Source organism: Micromonospora sp. NPDC047812, assembly GCF_040704175.1.
Classification (GTDB): domain Bacteria; phylum Actinomycetota; class Actinomycetes; order Mycobacteriales; family Micromonosporaceae; genus Micromonospora.
The window spans coordinates 144,860-161,344 of sequence record NZ_JBEYRY010000003.1 but is presented as its reverse complement, the minus strand read 5'-3'; the positions used below and the strand labels follow the sequence as shown (position 1 = coordinate 161,344).

The window sequence follows — 16,485 nt, the reverse complement described above, 5'->3', positions numbered from 1 at the left end:
GGCCCCCGGACGGCGGGGATAGGGTCGGGCGCGTGTACGACCTCCTCGTGATCGGCGGCCTCGGCGTCGACGTGCGGGTGCGGGTGCCCGCGATCCCGCTGCCCGCCGCCGACTCCGTCACCGTCGACCCGATCGACCTGCGGATCGGCAACACCGGCGCCGGGGTGGCGCTCGCCGCGCACGCGCTCGGGCTCCGGGTGGCGGTGGTCGACGTCATCGGCGTCGACCCGGCCGGCGACGTGGTCCGCGCCGCGCTGGCCCGCACCGGCGTGCACGCCGTGCTGGGCGACGCCCCGGCCGGCACCCGGCGGTCGGTGAACATGGTCGACCCTGCCGGCCGGCGGATGTCGCTCTACGACCCGCGCCCCTGGCACGGGCCGGCCCCGTTCTCGGCGGCCGAGGTGACCGCGCTGGTCCGGCAGGCGGCCCACGTGCACCTGTCGATCATGGACTGGACGCTTCCCCTGCTGCCCGCCCTGCGCGCGGGGCTGGCCGACGGTGCCGTCCTCTCCACCGACCTGCACGACTGGGACGGCGGGAACGCCTACCACCGGCCCTTCGCCGAGGTGGCCGACCTGGTCTTCGTCAGCGGGGTCCGGCTGGGCGCGGGGGCCGGCGCGCTCGCCGCCGCGCTGGCGCCCCGCACGGTGCTGGTGACCCGGGGGTCGGACGGCGCCGAGTTGCACACCGGCGGGGACGTGCCGACGGCGGTGCCCGCCGCCGTGCCGCCCGCACCGGTCGTCGACACCAACGGCGCGGGGGACGCCTTCGCGGCGGGCGTGATCGCCGGCCGGCTGGGTGGCGCGGCGCTGACCGACGCGGCCGGATATGCGGCCCGGGTCGCCGCGGCGGCCTGCACCCACGACGGCATGGAGTATCCGCCCGGCCTGCTGCCCCGTCGCTGAGCCCGCTGTCCGTCGCCCTGGTCGCGTCGCGCGCCGCCCGGGCGGCGGTCAGAGCGCGCCGGTGGCGCCGTCGGTCAGCTCGCGGAGGATGTCGGCGTGCCCGACGTGCCGGGCGGTCTCCTCGATCATGTGCACGAGGATCCAGCGCAGCGACACCTCACCGAGCTGCGGGTGCGGCACCACGTGGTCAAGGTCGAACCGGCCGGCGACCTCCCGGGAGCGGGCGCAGGCCCGCTCGTACGCGGCGGCGAGCCGTTCGACGGTGTCGGCGTCGGTGAGCGCGAAGCTCGCCTCCGCGTCCTCCTGCGAGGTGAGGTAGACGTCGCCCGGGCCGGGGGCGAGCAGGCACGGGAACCAGTTCCGCTCCACCAGCGTCAAGTGTTTGACAAGGCCGGCGACGGTGGTGGCCGAGGGCACCAGCCGGCGGGCCGCGTCGGCGTCGGAGAGCCCGCGCAGCTTGCGCAGCAGCACGCCCCGGTGGAAGTCGAGGAACGATTCGAGCACGGCCCGCTCGTCGCCGGTGCGCGCCAGCACCGGGCCGAGCGTGGGATCGATCGCAATCTCCGCCATCCACCGACCCTAGTGCCGCCCCGCCCCGGCCGGCTGCCCCGCTATCCGCTGCGGGGGCTTCCCGGGCGGGGCAGGATGGGGCGCATGGCATCAACGGCAGAAATCCCCCTGGTCGGTGGCGTGGCCGACGGCGAGACCGTCACCGTGGAGCTGGACCCGAACGGCCGCCCGCCGCTGACCCACCACCACCTCGGTGCGAAGGGGCTGGCCGAGGCGGAGATCTACGAGCTGGAGTCCGTGGCTGCCGACGCCGACCGGTGGTGCTACCGCTGGCGCGGGCCGGCGGTCTGAGCCGGCGGTCTGAGCCGGCGGGTCAGGCCGCCGGGGCCAGGGTGCGGGCGCGCAGGCTGTCCAGCACGGCGCGGGTGACCTGGGAGGTTCCCCGGGCCTCGTCGCACACCTCGGCCACGCGCCGGGCGGTGGCCTCGGCCCGCTGCTCCCGCTCGTCCCAGAGCCGGTCGACCTCGGCCAGCAGCGGGCCCTCGACCTCACGTTCCACGCCGCGCAGGGCCGGCACCCCGAGCCGCTGGGCGAGGTCGAAGACCTTCCCGGCGTACGGCAGGGGCAGGAACGGCGTGCCCGCCATCGCGGCGAAGATCAGGAAGTGCAGCCGCATGCCCACGGCCAGGTCGAAGTGGCGCATCAGCCCGAGCACCTGCTGGGGCGAGTAGGTGCCGTGCAGGATCCGGCCCCGCTCGGCGGCGACCATGTGCGACAGCACGCCGTGCGAGTGCCGGATGTCGTCGCGCTCCATCGGGACGAAGAGCACGTAGGCGTCGATCCGGTGCACCAGAAAGTCGCCGATCTGGGCGAGCAGGCGGTGGTAGCCGTCGACGTCGAGCCGCTCGGCGGCCCGGCCCGGCTCCCGTACGCTCATCCCGACCAGCCGCTTGCCGGCCGGCACACCCTCCTCGCGGAGCAGTTCCGCCGGGAAGTCCTCGGGTTCGATCAGGAACGCGGGGTCGGCGGTCACGGTGATCGGGTTGAGCAGCCCCGCCTCCTCCAGCACCATCCGGGACTCCTGGTCCCGTACGGTCACCTGGGTGGCGCTGGCCAGGGTCTCCCGCACCATGCCGGTGTCCACGCCCTCGCTGAGCGGCCCGACCCCCACCGCGTACGTCAGCAGCGGCAGGCCCCGCTCCTGGGCGACCCGGACCACCCGCAGGTAGCGGCGGGCCTCCCGGTCGTAGAGGATGCCGCCGCCGCCGAGGATCAGCACGTCGAGCTGGGCCAGGACCAGCGCCGAGTCGGTCCGGCTGATCCCCTCCCAGGGCACCGCCTCCACGTCGGGATGGGCGATCCTGGTGTGCTCCGGGTGCCGGGAGAAGACGATGATCCGCCCGTTCGGCTCCTGCTCCCGAAGGTCGGTCAGCAGACCGGTCAGGATCGCCTCGTCACCGAGGTTGCGACCGCCGTACGAGCCGAGCACACCGATGGTCAGTCCGCCACCATGCCTCATCCGTCGCTCCTCCCCAGGTGCGTCCGGGGCGGGGTTCCCGCTGCGCCGGGGAACACTCCTGACGGGCTCAGCCGGCCGGGGAGATCCGCTTCGTCATCTGCTGGGCGGCCACCCGGTAGCCGAGGCTGTGGTAGAGGTGGATGGCCCCGGTGTTGGAGCCGAAGACGTTCAGCCCCAGCTCGGGCACCCCGAGGGCGGAAAGTTCCGCCTCGACGAGCTGGATCATCCGCCGCCCGTGCCCCTGTCTCCGATGTCCGGGATGCACCTCGACGTTGTTGAGCCATGCGGTGTGGGCCCCGGCGGGGCCGCCGGGGAGCCCGACCCAGATCCACCCCACCTCGACGTCGCCCACCCAGGCCGTGCGGAGCAGGGCGCCGGCGCTGTCGACGCCGTCGGGGAGCTGTTCGCGCAGCTGGGTGGTGGCCCGCTCCAGGGCCACGGCCGGGGCCAGGCCGCGATCGGTGACCATCGCCTCGGCGTACGAGCGCACGAGCGGCTCCCGCCGCCGCGCGAACTCGTCGGCCGTCATGGGTCTCAGTTCCACCGCGTCTCCCCTGTCTCCGGTCACCGGTCGGCGGGGCCGACCAGCCGGGACGCGAACGCCACGACCACGTCGTCGGGGTCGAATCCCGCCTCGATGGACGTGCCGAGCAGGTCGAGCAGCAGCCCGTCCATGGCGTAGTGCAGCAGAGCGACCTCGAACGCGCCACCCGGTAATCCGGCGGCGAGGTGGAACGCGACGTCGTCGCGGTAACCCCGGCGCAGCGTGTCGCCGAGGATGCGGGCCAGGTCGGGGCGGCGGGCCGCCTCCAGCCGCAGCTCGATCAGCGCCCGGGTGAGATCGGGCTGCCGGGTGGTCCGCTCGACGATGTAGCGCAGGTAGTCCGTGAAAAGCTCCAGCGACGGCTCACGGGCCCCCAGCTCGGCCAGGACCCGCTCGTCCGGGGCGAACCGCTCCATGATCCGCTCGCCGAGCGCGCCGAGCAGCGCGTCGCGGGAGCGGAAGTAGTTGGAGGCGGTGCCGGTCGGCACGCCCGCCTCGGCGTCGACCGCCCGGTGGGTCAGGCCGCGCGCCCCGGTCGCCGCCAGCACCCGCAGCCCCGCGTCGGCCAGGGCCGCCCGTCGTTCCACGTTTCTCGCCACGGGGAACACACTAGCAAGAACCACTATGGGTGTAGTAGCTTCATCCACGACACCAGTAGTGATTGGGGATCGGTTTGCGCAAGCTCGTGTACTACGTCGCCAGCACCATCGACGGCTTCATCGCCGGCCCCGACGGGTCGTACGACTTCCTGCGGTTGGATCCCGACGTGGCGGCCCACCTGACGGCGAACTGGCCGCAGACGCTCCCCACGTTCGCCCACCCGCAGTTCGGCATCGAGGAGCCGGAAGGCCGCTTCGACACGGTGCTGATGGGCCGGGCCTCCTACGAGCCGGGCCTCAAGATGGGCGTCACCAGCCCGTACGCCCACCTGAAGCAGTACGTCTTCTCCCGCACCCTGCCGCCGGCCGCCGAGCCGGAGGTGGAGATCGTCTCCACGGATCCGGTGGAGTTCGTGCGGGAGCTGAAGCGCCGCCCCGGCCGCGACATCTGGCTCTGCGGCGGCGGACAGCTCGCCGGACAGCTCCTGCCCGACGTCGACGAGATGGTCGTCAAGCTCAACCCGTGCGTGATCGGCAGCGGCGTCCCGCTCGTCGCCCGGGGGTTCGACCCGCGCCGCTTCGACCTGGTCGACACCCGTCCGTTCGACAGCGGAGTGGTCATCCTCCACTACGCCCGCCCCGCCGGGACGGAGTAGCCGGCGTCAGCCGGGCGGCGACACCGGGTGGGTGAGGAACGGCAGGACGGCGGCGGGCAGCGCCGGCGAGACGACGACGTCGTAGTGGGTGAGCCCCGGCAGCACGGCGAGCCGGGACGCCGGGCGGTCGGTGCCCTCCCCGCCGGCGTCCCGGCGGCCCCCGCCGAGCAGCCCGAAGAACTCCACCATGTGCGCGGCGCTGACCGAGTCGGCGTCGGCGAAGACCAGCAGGGTGGGCACGGCCAGGGCGGCCACCTCGGCCGACCAGTCGTAGTCGCGGCGCAGCAGCTCGCCGGTCTTCGCCCAGAGCCGCGGCCAGTCCCCCGGTCGGGGCGCGACGCGGGTGTAGAGCTCGTGCGGCGGAGTGCCCCGCATCCGCTCGCCCGCCTGCTCGTCGGGCTCGGGCATGCCCGCCAGCACCTCCGGATACCAGCCCTGCCGCCGGCACGGCGCGGAGACGACGACCAGCCGGCGCACCAGCGCCGGGTGCTGGATCGCGGTACGCAGCGCCACGCCGCCGCCGAGCGAGTAGCCCATCACGTCGGCCTCGGCCAGGCCGAGGTGCCCGATCAGCGCCGCGACGTCGTCGGCCATCGACTCGTAGCGCAGCGGACGGTCGACGTCGGCGGTGCGCCCGTGGCCCTGGAGGTCGACCGCGATCACCCGACGACGCGCGGCCAGCGCCGGCAGGATCGGCGCGAACATCTCCGCCGACCCGAAGCCGCCGTGCAACAACAGCAGCGGGCGGCCGGCGCCGTGCTCCTCGTGCCACAGGCGCAGCCCGGCGACCTCCGCGTAGCTCATCGCCCCATCCAACCCCGGGCCGTACGACGAACGCGGGCGATCGGCCGGGCTATCCCGGCCGGACGCACGGGTCGGTGGCCTGGTAGGTGGGACTCTGCGCCGTACGGCCGTCCGTTGTGGTCGCCCGTACCGACCAGGTCAGCGTCGACGCGCGCAACTGCCCGACGGTCCCCCGCGCCACCGATCCGTCCACCGTCAGGGCCCGCGCCGACGTCCTGCCCCCGGCGGGTGTCCAGCGCACCTCGGCGGCGACGAACGTGGCACTGCCGGCGACCCGCACCACGAGGCTGTACGTCTCCGAGCCGCACCGCACGTGAGCGGTGGCGGAGACCGTGAACGGCGCGGCGACCTGCGGCGCGCCGGTCGGCCGGGGCGCGACCGGGGGCCTGGTCGGTGCCGTGGTCGGTGCCGGTGCGACGCCGCCGCCCGGCGCGACGTCGGGCGCGTCGGTCCGGGCGGCCCCGCCGCCGCGCGTCGGGGCGACCGCGGAACCGGACGTCGGACCGGCGGCACCGGCCGACGGCGGGTCGGCAGCCCGGGCGCCGGTGTCCGTGGCCGTGCCGGACGGCGGCGCGGGGGCGGGCGGCACCGGTTCACCGGCCGGTGATCCGAGTGCCTCGGACACCGGTCGGTCGGAGTCGTCCTGCGCGGCGGTCGGGCGCCCGGGTGCCAGCGCCCAGGTGCCGAGCGCGGCGAGGAGGACCAGCAGGGCTGCGGTCGCGGCCAGCCGCCGACGGCGCCGGTCGCGGCTCGCCGGGGAGGTCGTCCGCACGGGGTGCGCCGCAGCGCGCGGCGCCGCCCCACCCACCGGGAGCGCGACCGCACCGCCCGAAACCGCCGCCGCGCCGCCCGAACCCACGGCCACGTCGGTCGTCGGCGGGGGCGCGTCGACCGCTTCGTCCGCCGGCCCGGCGTCCCCCGCCCGGGGGTGCCCGTCGGTCGCCGGCTCCGGGTCGGCCGTGGCCGCACCCGCCGGATCGGCCTCCGCGCCCGGCGCCGGGTCGGCCGTGACCGTGGCCGCCGGATCGGCCTCCGCGCCCGGCGCCGGGTCGGCCCCGACGCCGGTCGCGCTGGTCTCGGCCAGTCGCGGCCACACCGTGTCGGCGACGACCAGGAAGGCCGGGGCCGTGTACGCCGACAGCAGCGCGGCCGGACTGAGCTGTTCCCGCCGGCGCAGCCCGCACACGGCGCAGCTCTCGATGTGCCGCGAGACCCGCTTGCGCAGGGTCGGGGTGAGCCGGCCCTGCCAGCCGTCGATGAGGCCGGCGAGGGTCGGGCAGTCCCGGGCTCCGGTGCGGGCCACCAGCAGCGCCCCCAGCGCCCGTTCGAGCTGTGAGCGGGCGCGCGACAGGCGGGCGTGCGCGTGGTTCGCGGGCACCCCGAGGGCCGCACCGATGTCGGCCGACGACAGGTCGTGGCGGATGGCCAGGTGGACCACCTCACGGTCGCCCGGGTTCAGCGCGGCGACGGCGGTGTGCACCAATGCGCGCACCTGGTCGGCGTTGACGCCCGTGCCCGGGTCGGCAATGTCGGCCACCGGCTCGTCGGCCTCCTCCAGCGGCAGCGAGCGGGACCGCTGCCGCAGCTGCCGGAGGCACTCGTTGCGCACGATCGCGTACAGCCAGGAGCGCAGCCGGTCGGGCTCACGGAGCTGGCCGATGCGCTGGCTGGCGGTGAGGAACGCGTCGTGGACGGCGTCCGCGGCGGCCTCCGGCTCGCGCAGCATGGTCCGGGCGTACGTGTAGAGCCGGTCGGCGTACCGCCGGTACATGCCCTCCAGGCCGGCCCGATCACCGCGGCGCACCGCCTCGACCAGTGCGGTGTCGTCCCCTGCCGCCGTGTCCATCCGTCTCCCTCAGTGCTCGTCGACGGGTCCAGTAGAACCGCGGATTTTTTTCTTCGGGTCTTTCTGTTGGCATCCCGACCCGACCGCGCTCCTACCGGTGTCAGCGATACCGAACAGCCCTGAGAAAGGTAGAGACACCATGCGAGAGGGATCGAACCGCACCCGGTGGACGCGTCGGACGGCCACCGTGGGGGGAGCCGCGCTGAGCGCGCTCGTACTCGGCCAGCTGGCCCTCGCCGGGCCGGTGGCGGCGGTGCCCGGGCTGAGCGTCAAGACGACGACCGGCCCCAGCAACAGCTCCGCGAAGACGCAGAACGCGACCTGCCCGGCCGGCACCAAGGTCATCGGCGGCGGTGGTGCGATCACCGGCTCCGGCCTCGGGCAGGTCGGCATGGACATCATGCGTCCGCTGATCGGCGGGGACGCGTACTCGGTGACCGGCCGGGAGGACGAGAACGGCGTCGGCGGCAACTGGGCGGTCACGGCGAACGCGATCTGCGCCACGCCGCCCGCCGGCCTGGTGACGGTGTCCGGCAGTTCGGCGCCCAGCTTCGGCACGTCGAACTGGTTCGAGAAGTCCTGCCCGGCCGGCAAGCACGCCATCGGGGTCGGTGGCGCGGTCGTCGGGGCGGCGAACAGCGAGGTCGTCCTGGAGGACCTGCGAATCCACCAGAACAGCGTCGTGGTGGCGGGCGCCGAGGACGGCACCGGCTTCGCCGGCAGCTGGTGGCTGGACGCGGTCGCGATCTGCGCCGACCCGCTGCCCGGCGAACAGCGCGTGATCGACGACAGCCTCTACAGCTCCGCCGCCACCCGGTCGATCACGGCCACCTGCCCGACCGGGACGCGGGTGCACGGGGTGGGCGGCGAGATCCTCGGCGGCGACGGGGAGGTGCGCCTGACCCAGATGCGGGCCACCACCTCGACCGTCGTCACCGTCTCCGCCGCCGAGGACGAGGACGGCTTCAGCGGCAACTGGAAGGTGCGCGCGTACGCCGTCTGCGCGAGCTGACCCATCGTTCGAGAAAGCTGGGACGGGCCGCCGGTCGTCCGGCGGCCCGTCCCGCACCGGTCGTGGTTTCGTCGCGACGGCCGCGCCCTTGGCCTGCGGCTCCCCGGACCCCGCCGCCGGGAGCCGTGATCGGCGAGGCGGAAGCGCTCGCCTCAGCCACCGTCCGAGGGCTCGGGGCCGACCACCGCGGCACGTGGCCGGTCAGCCGTGCGGCGCAGACGACGGGAGCTTGCCAGGGCCAGCCCACCGAGACTCACGGCGACCAGCCCGACCACCAACGCCACGATGGCCCCGCCCAGCCCGTTGCCGGTGCCGACGGCGCCGTCTGAGGTGGCCACGACCAGCCCACCGAGGGCCATGCCGATCAGCCCGGCCGCCACGGCCACGACGACGCCGAGTCGCCCGGAGCCGGTACCGAAACGACCGGCGGGGCGAGCCAGAGCCAGCCCACCGACGACCACACCCGACAGTCCCAGCACGACGGCCACGGTGGCCCCGAGTCGCCCTGAGCTCATGGCGGTGACGCCGGCGGCGACCGGCTGGGCCGAGCCGTTCGCGGCCGCCGGTACGGCAGGCGCGAACACCCCGAGCAGGGCCGCCCCGACCACGGCGAGCACACGTCGGACCGGCGACAGGGCTCCTGATGGGCTCACGTCGCTCTCCTCTCTTCCTGCGTCCCGTTCCGGGATCGGTGTCGCCCGATCATGTCGCCGGGCGTACCGCGGGTCGTCCCGCAGCCGGACGCACTTCCTGCTGCCGCCGCTGGGGCATGCGGCTGCCACGGATGCCGCAGGGCGGCGGGAAGGTACTGCGGGCGCGGTACGCGACCGCTCGTTCCCGAGCGGGATCCGCCTGCGGCGGCATCCGGTTAAGGTGCGCGCATGGGCACAGGGCGGTCCGAGGTCCGGGCTGGCGTCGGAGACTGGGCGATCGCCGTCGGTGTGGCAGCGACGCTGCTGGTCACCGGGTTGTCCGGACACGCCGCCACGAACCTCGATCTGCCCGGCTACGCGCTACTGACCGGCGGCGGTCTGGCGCTGGCAGCGCGCCGCCCGGCGCCAGTTCCCACCCTGGCCGTCACCGGACTGTGCGCGGTGGGCTACCAGGCAGCTGGCTTCGACGTACCCGCCGTCGCGTACCTGTTCGCGGTGTACACCGCCGTACGGGCGGGGCACCGGAGCATCACGGTCGCGGCAAGCGTGATCATGCTGGCCGCTCTCCCCCTCGCGGCCCTGGCCTCGGGCCTGCACGACACGGGCGAGGCGTTCGCACAGGCCCGGGGCGCCCTCGAGTTGGCCTGGCTGATCGCGGCCGGGGCTGCGGGGGAAGCGTTGCGGCAGGCCGAACGGCGGGCAGAGGAAGCCGAGCGCACCCGGGAGGAGACCGCGCGGCGCCGCGCCGACGAGGGACGGCTGCACATCGCGCGGACATCGTGCCGGAGGACTTCCTGCACGCCGTACGCGTCGCCGCGCGCGGCGACGCGCTGCTCGCACCGTCGATCACCCGCAGGCTGATCGACCGGTACGTCACCCAGCCGCCCCCCGCCGGTCTCGACAGGGGACTGGAGGGCGTGACCGCCCGCGAACGCGAGGCCGTCGCCCTGGTCGCCCAGGGCCTGTCCAACGACCAGATCGCCGAACGCATGGTCATCAGCCCGATGACCGCGAAGACCCACATCAATCGGGCCATGATCAAGCTCCACGCCCGGGACCGGGCCCAACTCGTGGTCCTCGCCTACGAATCCGGCCTGGTCACCCCGCGCAACCGCTGAGACCACCGGTCACGGGCCGATCAGCTCGGCCGTAGGCCGCCGGCAGCGGTGCGGCGGACGGCGCGCGATCCGCCGTCCCGATGCCCCTGTCGACCCGTCCCCGGCCGCCATGCTTCGAGCCGATGCCGGTGCTGCTGGTGAATGGGTGGGCGCGGCAGGTTTCGAACCTGCGACCCCTCGCTTGTAAGTTCCATGATGTCCCGTTCGGACATGTTCCAGCACGGGCGTCAACAGGTACGGCCGGGGTCGGCGAACCGGTCCGGACCTGACCGAACGTCGACGAACGAGACTAGAAGTGAGACGCTGAGTCCGCAGTGGACTGCCCCCTGCGAGGGCAACTCAGGAAGGTTCGCATGCAACCGGCCACTCAGCCGGCCTGACGACCCATTGGAGTGCATTGATCTATGCAGGAACAATACAGAGATCGAAAGAAAGATAAACGACACGTGCGAGCCATAGTCTCCATCTCCGTCGAAGGATTACTCGGGTCATTCAATCATGACATTCTCTTCCCTGAAGAATGGGAATTCGTAATTATACATGGCCCTAACGGCGTCGGAAAGACTAAGCTCTTCGAGTTGATCAAAGCCACGTTCTTCATGGACTACGACAAGCTGGCAAGCATTCCCTTCGATGTCGCCCGCTTCCATTTTGACGACGAATCTGAACTTCAGATAGTCAGGCGCGAGATGCGGGGCTCGGATTGGTCTCAACCAGACACCCTATTCGACACAGAGGAACACTTCATTGACACCCTACTAGCTCCGGTCACCCGCTTGAATTTTCAACTGCTTCAGCCGAATAAGCTCGCAGTCGATTGGACACGGCAGGTCGACGTCGAACCTAAGGCATACATCACCCATGGAGACGTTAACGTCCAATTTAACCATGCTATACAGGTTGATCACATAACTTCAAGGACGGAATTCGCTAGTGACCGCCCATCAGGCATCCTGAGAGGTCTAACAGCACGCACATCCAAGGCCGCTAGATCGCGCCTTGAAAGGCTAAGGACGCCCCAGGAACTTGCCGAGTTTCTTGCTGCGACCTCCGTCTACGTCATTGAAACACAGCGGCTTCTCTACGTCCCCAACTCAGAAGATGCCAACGAGCAGGACCCCCATACAAGGACACGCGTTCGCTACCTAGCAGCAGACCTCGCGCGCCGCCTCAGCGAAGTCCTCGCTAAGAATTCTGAAATCACTCAGGAACTCGACCAAACTTTCCCTCATAGGCTATTTAGGCAACCCGCACCGCCTCGCAACATATCGGATTCATCCATCCTCATGCGGTACCAAGAACAAACCAAACTCCGGGACCGATTGGCCGCAATCGGCCTCACCGAAGCGCAGGCGGATTTACCACTACCGAGCAATCGGTTAGCCGATTGGCAACGCCTCGTCCTCTGGACTTACCTGCAAGACTCAGAAGATAAGCTCCACTCCTTCCTCGACATTCTGCAACGAGTGGAATTATTTAGAGACATCATCAACGCTCGCTTTCTGTTCAAGCAAATAAGAATCGATCGCGAGCGTGGCTTCGTATTCCGGACTCACAACGAAGAAGAGATATCGGCCGACGCATTATCCTCGGGTGAGCAACATGAACTCGTGCTGGTCTATGGTCTGCTTTTCGGCGTCACACCAGGGACTCTTGTGCTCATCGACGAGCCAGAGATATCCCTTCATCCCGCATGGCAGCGACAGTTCCTAAGCGACATTGCCAGAATTTCGAGCCTAACGTCACTGCGCTTCATTGTCGCCACACACAGCCCGCAGATTATTCACAAGTGGTGGGACAGGGCAATCGCTTTGACGCCGCAGGACGAGCATGACGAATACTAGGAAGAACGCAATGCAGGACTCGATTGATGCCGATACGATCATTTCCGAAATCGACATGATTCGGACGAACGACTCCCGGGCGATTGTTCTTGTTGAGGGACCAGAGGACATAGCAGCCCTCGACCCCCACCTTAAGGAAAGTGAGTGCTTTACGCTTCCGACTACCGGGAACTCGATCTTGATGGGTGCGATAAGGATTGCCGACGACCGAAGAATGGCGAAGGTTGTCGCGATTTCAGATCTCGACTGGACCGGCATTCTTTACCCCGCATACAACTCACCTAATGTGATCTACACGGACGACTACGATCTTGACGCCACCTTAATGAACTGCCCAGGAATTGTCAGCCGGATAACCTCCTCACACTGCGACCGGGAGAAGGTTCGGCAACTCCTCGAAAGGACCGGAACGGGGAGCATTTTTTATCTGGCCACCCAAATTTCCGCCATCATTGGTGCACTGCGTCTTGCATCAATTCGAGATGGGCTACAACTTAAGTTACGACACTTTCCCGTCGAGAAGGTGATCGACTGGCAGACTTACACTGTCGACCCGAGGAAGTTAGCAGTCGAGGCAATCACAAGGACCACTAATTGCAGCATCTCCCCCGATGAATTAGAAATGATAATTAAGTCTGAGGCAGCCCAAATACTCAACCCTCTTCGCTACTGCTCTGGCCACGACTTAATCGCAACCTTTGCGACCATCATTCGCAGAAGCTGCGGAGGGAGCGCAGGCGCCGATTCTCTATCAAGAGCATTGCGAGCCGCCTTCTCTTGTGCCGATCTGCAATCGACGGGACTTTATTTCAAACTTGACTCTTGGGCCAAAGACCGCGGCATCAACGCATGGGGCAAAGAACCAGATTGTTTCTGCGCTACGACCTGACTCGGCCTCATCGCAGGACTCCTGCGCCAAAGTCTCCCAACCCATGCCGCCTCCATGGGCGAGCGTAAAGATCAGCATGTTTACCACACCACCTCAAGGCCGCAGGAAACCCTGTCGCGCTGTGGATCGCCGCCAGCCACGCCCAACCCGCGTGGGCACACGCGGCCCGGCTCGTGATCCGCGCACCCGAGAAGCGCTGCGGCAAGTCCCGGTTGTTGGATGTGGTGGAGGCGACCTGCTACGCGCCGCTGATCACCGTCAACGCCTCCCCGGCAGCTGTGTATCGGGCCATCGGCACCGACGACCCGCCCACCCTGCTCGTAGACGAAGCCGACACCATCTTCGGGGCCGCCGCCGAAGCGAACGAGGACCTGCGCGGACTGCTGAACGCGGGACACCAGCGCAACCGGCCCGCGATCCGCTGGGACGCCGCCGCGCAGAAGGTCGAGAAGATCCCCACCTTCTCCATGGCCGCCCTGGCGGGTATCGGCGCGATGCCCGACACCATCGAAGACCGCGCCGTCGTCATCCGCATGCGCCGACGCGCCCCCGGCGAAACCGTCGCCCCATACCGGCACCGCCGCGACAGCCCCGCCCTACGCGCCCTCGCCCGACAGCTCACCGGATGGCTCCGCGCGAACCTGCGCGACCTGGAAACCGCCGAACCGGGCATGCCGGTAGAGGACCGGGCCGCCGATACCTGGGAACCCCTCGTGGCCGTTGCGGACCTGGCCGGCGGCACCTGGCCCCAGCGGGCACGCCGTGCGTGCGAGAACCTCACCGCGGAACGTGACGGGGCCGCTGTGCCGTCCGACCGCATTCGGCTGCTGGCCGACTGCCGCGCCGCCTTCCGGGCCGTCAACGCCGTCGACAACCAGGGCCGACCTGCCATCCCCAGCAGCGTCCTACTCGACAAACTCCGCACCGATCCCGAAGCGCCGTGGGCCGAGTACGGCAAGGCGGGAACCGGCCTCACCGCCATGAAGCTTGGTCAACTCCTCGCCGAATACGAGATTCGCTCCGCGAACATCCGGTTCGGCGGCACATACGGGCAGGTCAAGGGCTACTACCAAGCCGACTTCACCGACGCATGGAACCGCTACTGCCCTGCCCCCAACCCGGTGCCCCAGGGGGAGGCGTCCCAGCCGTCCCAGCCGTCCCAGCCCAGCTCAACCCCGGGACGGGTCATACCCCTGGGACGGCTCAAGCCGTCCCAGCCAACCACCACCCACACCACCGCTGGGACGGCTTAAGCCGTCCCACCTCCCAAGCCGTCCCAGCCCTGACCTGCACTGCAACGGCTGGGACGGCTGGGACGGCTACCCCCGCCCCACCAGCACCCCGGAAGGACGCCGTGACTACCGCCGACAACCGCATCGTGCTGACCATCGAAGAAGCCGCCCAACGCCTCGGTATCGGCCGCACCAGCATGTACGCCCTCATCAAGAGCGGCGACATTCGCACCGTCACCATCGGCCGTCTCCGCCGCGTTCCCGTCCAGTGCCTGAACGAGTACGTCAGCAACCTGCTCGACCAGCCCATCACCCCCGCCGCCTGAGAGAGGATCGACTTGCCACGCAATCCCAACGGCGCGTCCAGCATTTACAAGGGCAACGACGGCTACTGGCACGGCCGGGTGACCGTCAGCGTGAAGGACGACGGGAAGCCCGACCGCCGGCACGTCCAGGCCGCTACGCAGGCCGCGGTCACGAAGAAGGTTCGCCAACTCGAACGGGAGCGCGACAGCGGCACGGTCCGCAAGACCGGTCAGCGGTGGACGGCCGAAAAGTGGCTCACCCATTGGGTCGAAACGATCGCGGCCCCGTCCGTCCGGGAAACCACGTTGGTGGGCTATCGCGCCGCCGTGTACAAGCACCTCATTCCCGGAATCGGCGCTCACCGGCTCGACCGCCTGGAGCCGGAGCACCTGGAGAAGCTCTACGCCAAAATGATCCGCTCTGGCAGCGCGCCAGCCACCGCCCATCAGACGCACCGAACGGTCAAGACCGCGCTGAACGTCGCCCTACGGCGGGGGCATCTGATGCGCAACGTCGCGCAGTTGGCGAAGGCACCGCGGATTGAGGAACAGGAGATCGAGCCGTTCACCGTCGAGGAGGCGCAGCGGATTCTGACCGTCGCCGCTGGGCAGCGAAACGGAGTGCGCTTCGCCCTGGCGCTCGCGCTCGGTCTACGGAAGGGCGAGGCGCTCGGACTGAAGTGGCGTCGGGTCGACCTGGACAAGGGGCTTCTCCGCACGCCGCGGCAGCTTCAACGGCACCGGTGGCAGCACGGCTGCGACAACCCGCACGCGTGCGGCGCTCGCCTGCACAAGGTCGAGCCCTGCCCGAAGGACTGCAAGCGCCACCAGCTCGCGTGTCCGCCGCCGTGCCCCCGCGACTGCACCCGGCACGCCAGCAAATGCCCTCAGCGCCACGGTGGCGGCCTCAAAGAGGTCGACGTGAAGTCTCGGGCCGGTCGCCGTGCCGTCGGTGTTCCCGCTCCCCTGCTCGAAGCGCTGAAGCAGCACAGGGCAGCCCAGGAGAAGGAACGGGAGACCGCAGCCCAACTCTGGGAGGAAGGCGATTGGGTGTTCGCCCAGCCGAACGGCCGACCGATCGACCCGCGCGCCGATCATGACGCCTGGAAGGCGCTGCTGAAGGAGGCGAACGTACGGGATGCCCGCCTGCACGACGCCCGGCACACGGCCGCGACCATACTCCTGGTGCTCGGCGTGCCGACCCGCGCGGTCATGGAGGTAATGGGCTGGTCGCAAATGGCGATGACGACCCGCTATCAGCACCTCGCCCCGGAACTCATCTCCGGCATCGCCGAGCAGGTCGCCGGACTGCTCTGGCGAACGAACTGAGACGACAACTGAGACGACGCAGGGCACCGGTCATCCGGTGCCCTGCTCGGGTGCTGGTCAGAGTGTGGGCGCGGCAGGTTTCGAACCTGCGACCCCTCGCTTGTAAGGCGAGTGCTCTCCCACTGAGCTACGCGCCCGGAACGCCCGTACGGCGGGCCGGAGGGTGGCAAGCTTACCCTGCCCTCCACCGGCCCGGTCGTACGGCGTGCCCGGTTGGTCAGGCGGCGACGGCCTCGGTGAGGGCCTTGCGCCAGCCCTGCTGGTCGCGCGCCTCGCCCGGCATGTTCATCTCGGCGAAGCGGACCACGCCCGCCTTGTCGATCACGAAGGTGCCCCGGTTGGCGATGCCGGCGACGTCGTTGAAGACGCCGTACGACTGGGCGACCGCGCCGTGCGGCCAGAAGTCGGCCAGCAGCGGGAACTGGTAGCCCTCCTTGTCGGCCCAGATCTTGTGGGCGTAGACCGAGTCGACGCTGACGGTCAGCACCTGGACGTCGTCGTTGACGTAGTCGTTGAGGTTGTCCCGCACCTCGCACAGCTCACCCTGGCAGATCCCGGTGAAGGCGAGCGGGTAGAAGACCAGCAGCACGGTGCGCTTGCCACGGAAGTCCGAGAGCCGGACCTCCTGGTTGTTCTGGTCCTTGAGCACGAAGTCCGGCGCCTCGGCGCCAACCTCGATCGGCATGCGAGCTCCTCAGGATGGGGTCGGATGGTCAACAG

The 16,485-nt window shown here is 70.1% G+C and carries 18 protein-coding genes, 1 tRNA gene and 1 pseudogene; 11 read left to right on the top strand and 9 right to left on the bottom strand.

The features are described from left to right. The first annotated feature begins 32 nt into the window (after positions 1-32). Complete coding sequence (locus AB0883_RS15755) at positions 33-905, top strand: carbohydrate kinase family protein (protein ID WP_366641883.1); 873 nt, start codon at positions 33-35, stop codon at positions 903-905. A 48-nt stretch (positions 906-953) separates the two neighbouring features. Here AB0883_RS15755 and AB0883_RS15750 read toward each other — a convergent pair whose 3' ends face one another. Continuing rightward, a complete protein-coding gene (locus AB0883_RS15750) occupies positions 954-1,475 on the bottom strand; it encodes a DinB family protein (protein ID WP_366641882.1) in 522 nt (173 codons plus the stop codon). 84 nt (positions 1,476-1,559) lie between these two features. Here AB0883_RS15750 and AB0883_RS15745 point away from each other — a divergent pair, with 84 nt between their 5' ends. Continuing rightward, a complete protein-coding gene (locus AB0883_RS15745; RefSeq protein ID WP_366641881.1) occupies positions 1,560-1,766 on the top strand; it encodes a hypothetical protein in 207 nt (68 codons plus the stop codon). Between the two features lie 22 nt (positions 1,767-1,788). On the opposite strand, the gene AB0883_RS15740 is transcribed toward AB0883_RS15745, so the two are convergent. The 3 genes from AB0883_RS15740 to AB0883_RS15730 form a co-directional block, all read right to left on the bottom strand. Next, entirely contained in the window at positions 1,789-2,934 is a 1,146-nt protein-coding gene (locus AB0883_RS15740) for a polysaccharide pyruvyl transferase family protein (RefSeq protein WP_366641880.1), read from the bottom strand. Between the two features lie 67 nt (positions 2,935-3,001). Next, positions 3,002-3,478 carry an N-acetyltransferase gene (locus AB0883_RS15735; protein WP_366641879.1) on the bottom strand — a complete coding sequence of 159 codons (477 nt, stop codon included), beginning with the start codon at positions 3,476-3,478 and terminating at the stop codon, positions 3,002-3,004. A 20-nt stretch (positions 3,479-3,498) separates the two neighbouring features. Next, positions 3,499-4,077 (bottom strand): TetR family transcriptional regulator, encoded by a 579-nt coding sequence (locus AB0883_RS15730; RefSeq protein WP_366641878.1) that lies wholly within the window; start codon positions 4,075-4,077, stop codon positions 3,499-3,501. A gap of 74 nt (positions 4,078-4,151) precedes the next feature. On the opposite strand from AB0883_RS15730, the gene AB0883_RS15725 reads away from it, so the two are divergent. Then, positions 4,152-4,733 (top strand): dihydrofolate reductase family protein, encoded by a 582-nt coding sequence (locus tag AB0883_RS15725; RefSeq protein ID WP_366641877.1) that lies wholly within the window; start codon positions 4,152-4,154, stop codon positions 4,731-4,733. 6 nt (positions 4,734-4,739) lie between these two features. Here the strand turns inward: AB0883_RS15725 and AB0883_RS15720 are convergent, their stop codons facing one another. Next, positions 4,740-5,537 (bottom strand): alpha/beta fold hydrolase, encoded by a 798-nt coding sequence (locus AB0883_RS15720; protein WP_366641876.1) that lies wholly within the window; start codon positions 5,535-5,537, stop codon positions 4,740-4,742. A 49-nt stretch (positions 5,538-5,586) separates the two neighbouring features. Next, on the bottom strand, positions 5,587-7,383 hold the full coding sequence (locus tag AB0883_RS15715) for a sigma-70 family RNA polymerase sigma factor (RefSeq protein ID WP_366641875.1): 1,797 nt from the start codon (positions 7,381-7,383) through the stop codon (positions 5,587-5,589). Between the two features lie 139 nt (positions 7,384-7,522). On the opposite strand from AB0883_RS15715, the gene AB0883_RS15710 reads away from it, so the two are divergent. Then, positions 7,523-8,395, top strand: a complete 873-nt coding sequence (locus AB0883_RS15710) for a hypothetical protein (RefSeq protein ID WP_366641874.1) — start codon at positions 7,523-7,525, stop codon at positions 8,393-8,395. 152 nt (positions 8,396-8,547) lie between these two features. On the opposite strand, the gene AB0883_RS15705 is transcribed toward AB0883_RS15710, so the two are convergent. Further along, complete coding sequence (locus AB0883_RS15705; protein WP_366641873.1) at positions 8,548-9,048, bottom strand: DUF6223 family protein; 501 nt, start codon at positions 9,046-9,048, stop codon at positions 8,548-8,550. 288 nt (positions 9,049-9,336) lie between these two features. Here AB0883_RS15705 and AB0883_RS15700 point away from each other — a divergent pair, with 288 nt between their 5' ends. The 7 genes and pseudogenes from AB0883_RS15700 (at position 9,337) to AB0883_RS15670 (ending at position 15,765) form a co-directional block, all read left to right on the top strand. After that, entirely contained in the window at positions 9,337-9,909 is a 573-nt protein-coding gene (locus AB0883_RS15700) for a hypothetical protein (protein WP_366641872.1), read from the top strand. Beyond that, positions 9,831-10,166, top strand: a pseudogene (locus tag AB0883_RS15695) (response regulator transcription factor); the annotation flags it as partial. The gene AB0883_RS15700 and the pseudogene AB0883_RS15695, both read left to right, overlap by 79 nt. 446 nt (positions 10,167-10,612) lie before the next feature. After that, a complete protein-coding gene (locus AB0883_RS15690; RefSeq protein WP_366641871.1) occupies positions 10,613-12,010 on the top strand; it encodes an AAA family ATPase in 1,398 nt (465 codons plus the stop codon). A gap of 10 nt (positions 12,011-12,020) precedes the next feature. Beyond that, positions 12,021-12,899 (top strand): hypothetical protein, encoded by an 879-nt coding sequence (locus tag AB0883_RS15685; RefSeq protein WP_366641870.1) that lies wholly within the window; start codon positions 12,021-12,023, stop codon positions 12,897-12,899. Between the two features lie 173 nt (positions 12,900-13,072). Continuing rightward, a complete protein-coding gene (locus tag AB0883_RS15680) occupies positions 13,073-14,152 on the top strand; it encodes a DUF3631 domain-containing protein (protein WP_366641869.1) in 1,080 nt (359 codons plus the stop codon). A 101-nt stretch (positions 14,153-14,253) separates the two neighbouring features. After that, positions 14,254-14,457, top strand: a complete 204-nt coding sequence (locus AB0883_RS15675) for a helix-turn-helix domain-containing protein (RefSeq protein ID WP_366641868.1) — start codon at positions 14,254-14,256, stop codon at positions 14,455-14,457. Positions 14,458-14,469: 12 nt separating this feature from the next. Further along, positions 14,470-15,765, top strand: coding sequence for a site-specific integrase (locus AB0883_RS15670; protein WP_366641867.1), 1,296 nt, complete (start codon positions 14,470-14,472; stop codon positions 15,763-15,765). Between the two features lie 65 nt (positions 15,766-15,830). On the opposite strand, the gene AB0883_RS15665 is transcribed toward AB0883_RS15670, so the two are convergent. Both AB0883_RS15665 and AB0883_RS15660 read right to left on the bottom strand, forming a co-directional pair. Then, positions 15,831-15,902 (bottom strand) — tRNA-Val (locus AB0883_RS15665). An 80-nt stretch (positions 15,903-15,982) separates the two neighbouring features. Then, positions 15,983-16,450: a peroxiredoxin gene (locus AB0883_RS15660; RefSeq protein ID WP_366641866.1), complete on the bottom strand. Its 468-nt coding sequence runs from the start codon at positions 16,448-16,450 to the stop codon at positions 15,983-15,985. Positions 16,451-16,485 lie beyond the last annotated feature (35 nt).

Coding starts and splice junctions, on each gene's coding strand:
- AB0883_RS15750 (WP_366641882.1), bottom strand. CDS start 1,475: ATGGCGGAGATTGCGATCGATCCCACGCTCGGCCCGGTGCTGGCGCGC.
- AB0883_RS15745 (WP_366641881.1), top strand. CDS start 1,560: ATGGCATCAACGGCAGAAATCCCCCTGGTCGGTGGCGTGGCCGACGGC.
- AB0883_RS15740 (WP_366641880.1), bottom strand. CDS start 2,934: ATGAGGCATGGTGGCGGACTGACCATCGGTGTGCTCGGCTCGTACGGC.
- AB0883_RS15720 (WP_366641876.1), bottom strand. CDS start 5,537: ATGAGCTACGCGGAGGTCGCCGGGCTGCGCCTGTGGCACGAGGAGCAC.
- AB0883_RS15715 (WP_366641875.1), bottom strand. CDS start 7,383: ATGGACACGGCGGCAGGGGACGACACCGCACTGGTCGAGGCGGTGCGC.
- AB0883_RS15710 (WP_366641874.1), top strand. CDS start 7,523: ATGCGAGAGGGATCGAACCGCACCCGGTGGACGCGTCGGACGGCCACC.
- AB0883_RS15685 (WP_366641870.1), top strand. CDS start 12,021: ATGCAGGACTCGATTGATGCCGATACGATCATTTCCGAAATCGACATG.
- AB0883_RS15660 (WP_366641866.1), bottom strand. CDS start 16,450: ATGCCGATCGAGGTTGGCGCCGAGGCGCCGGACTTCGTGCTCAAGGAC.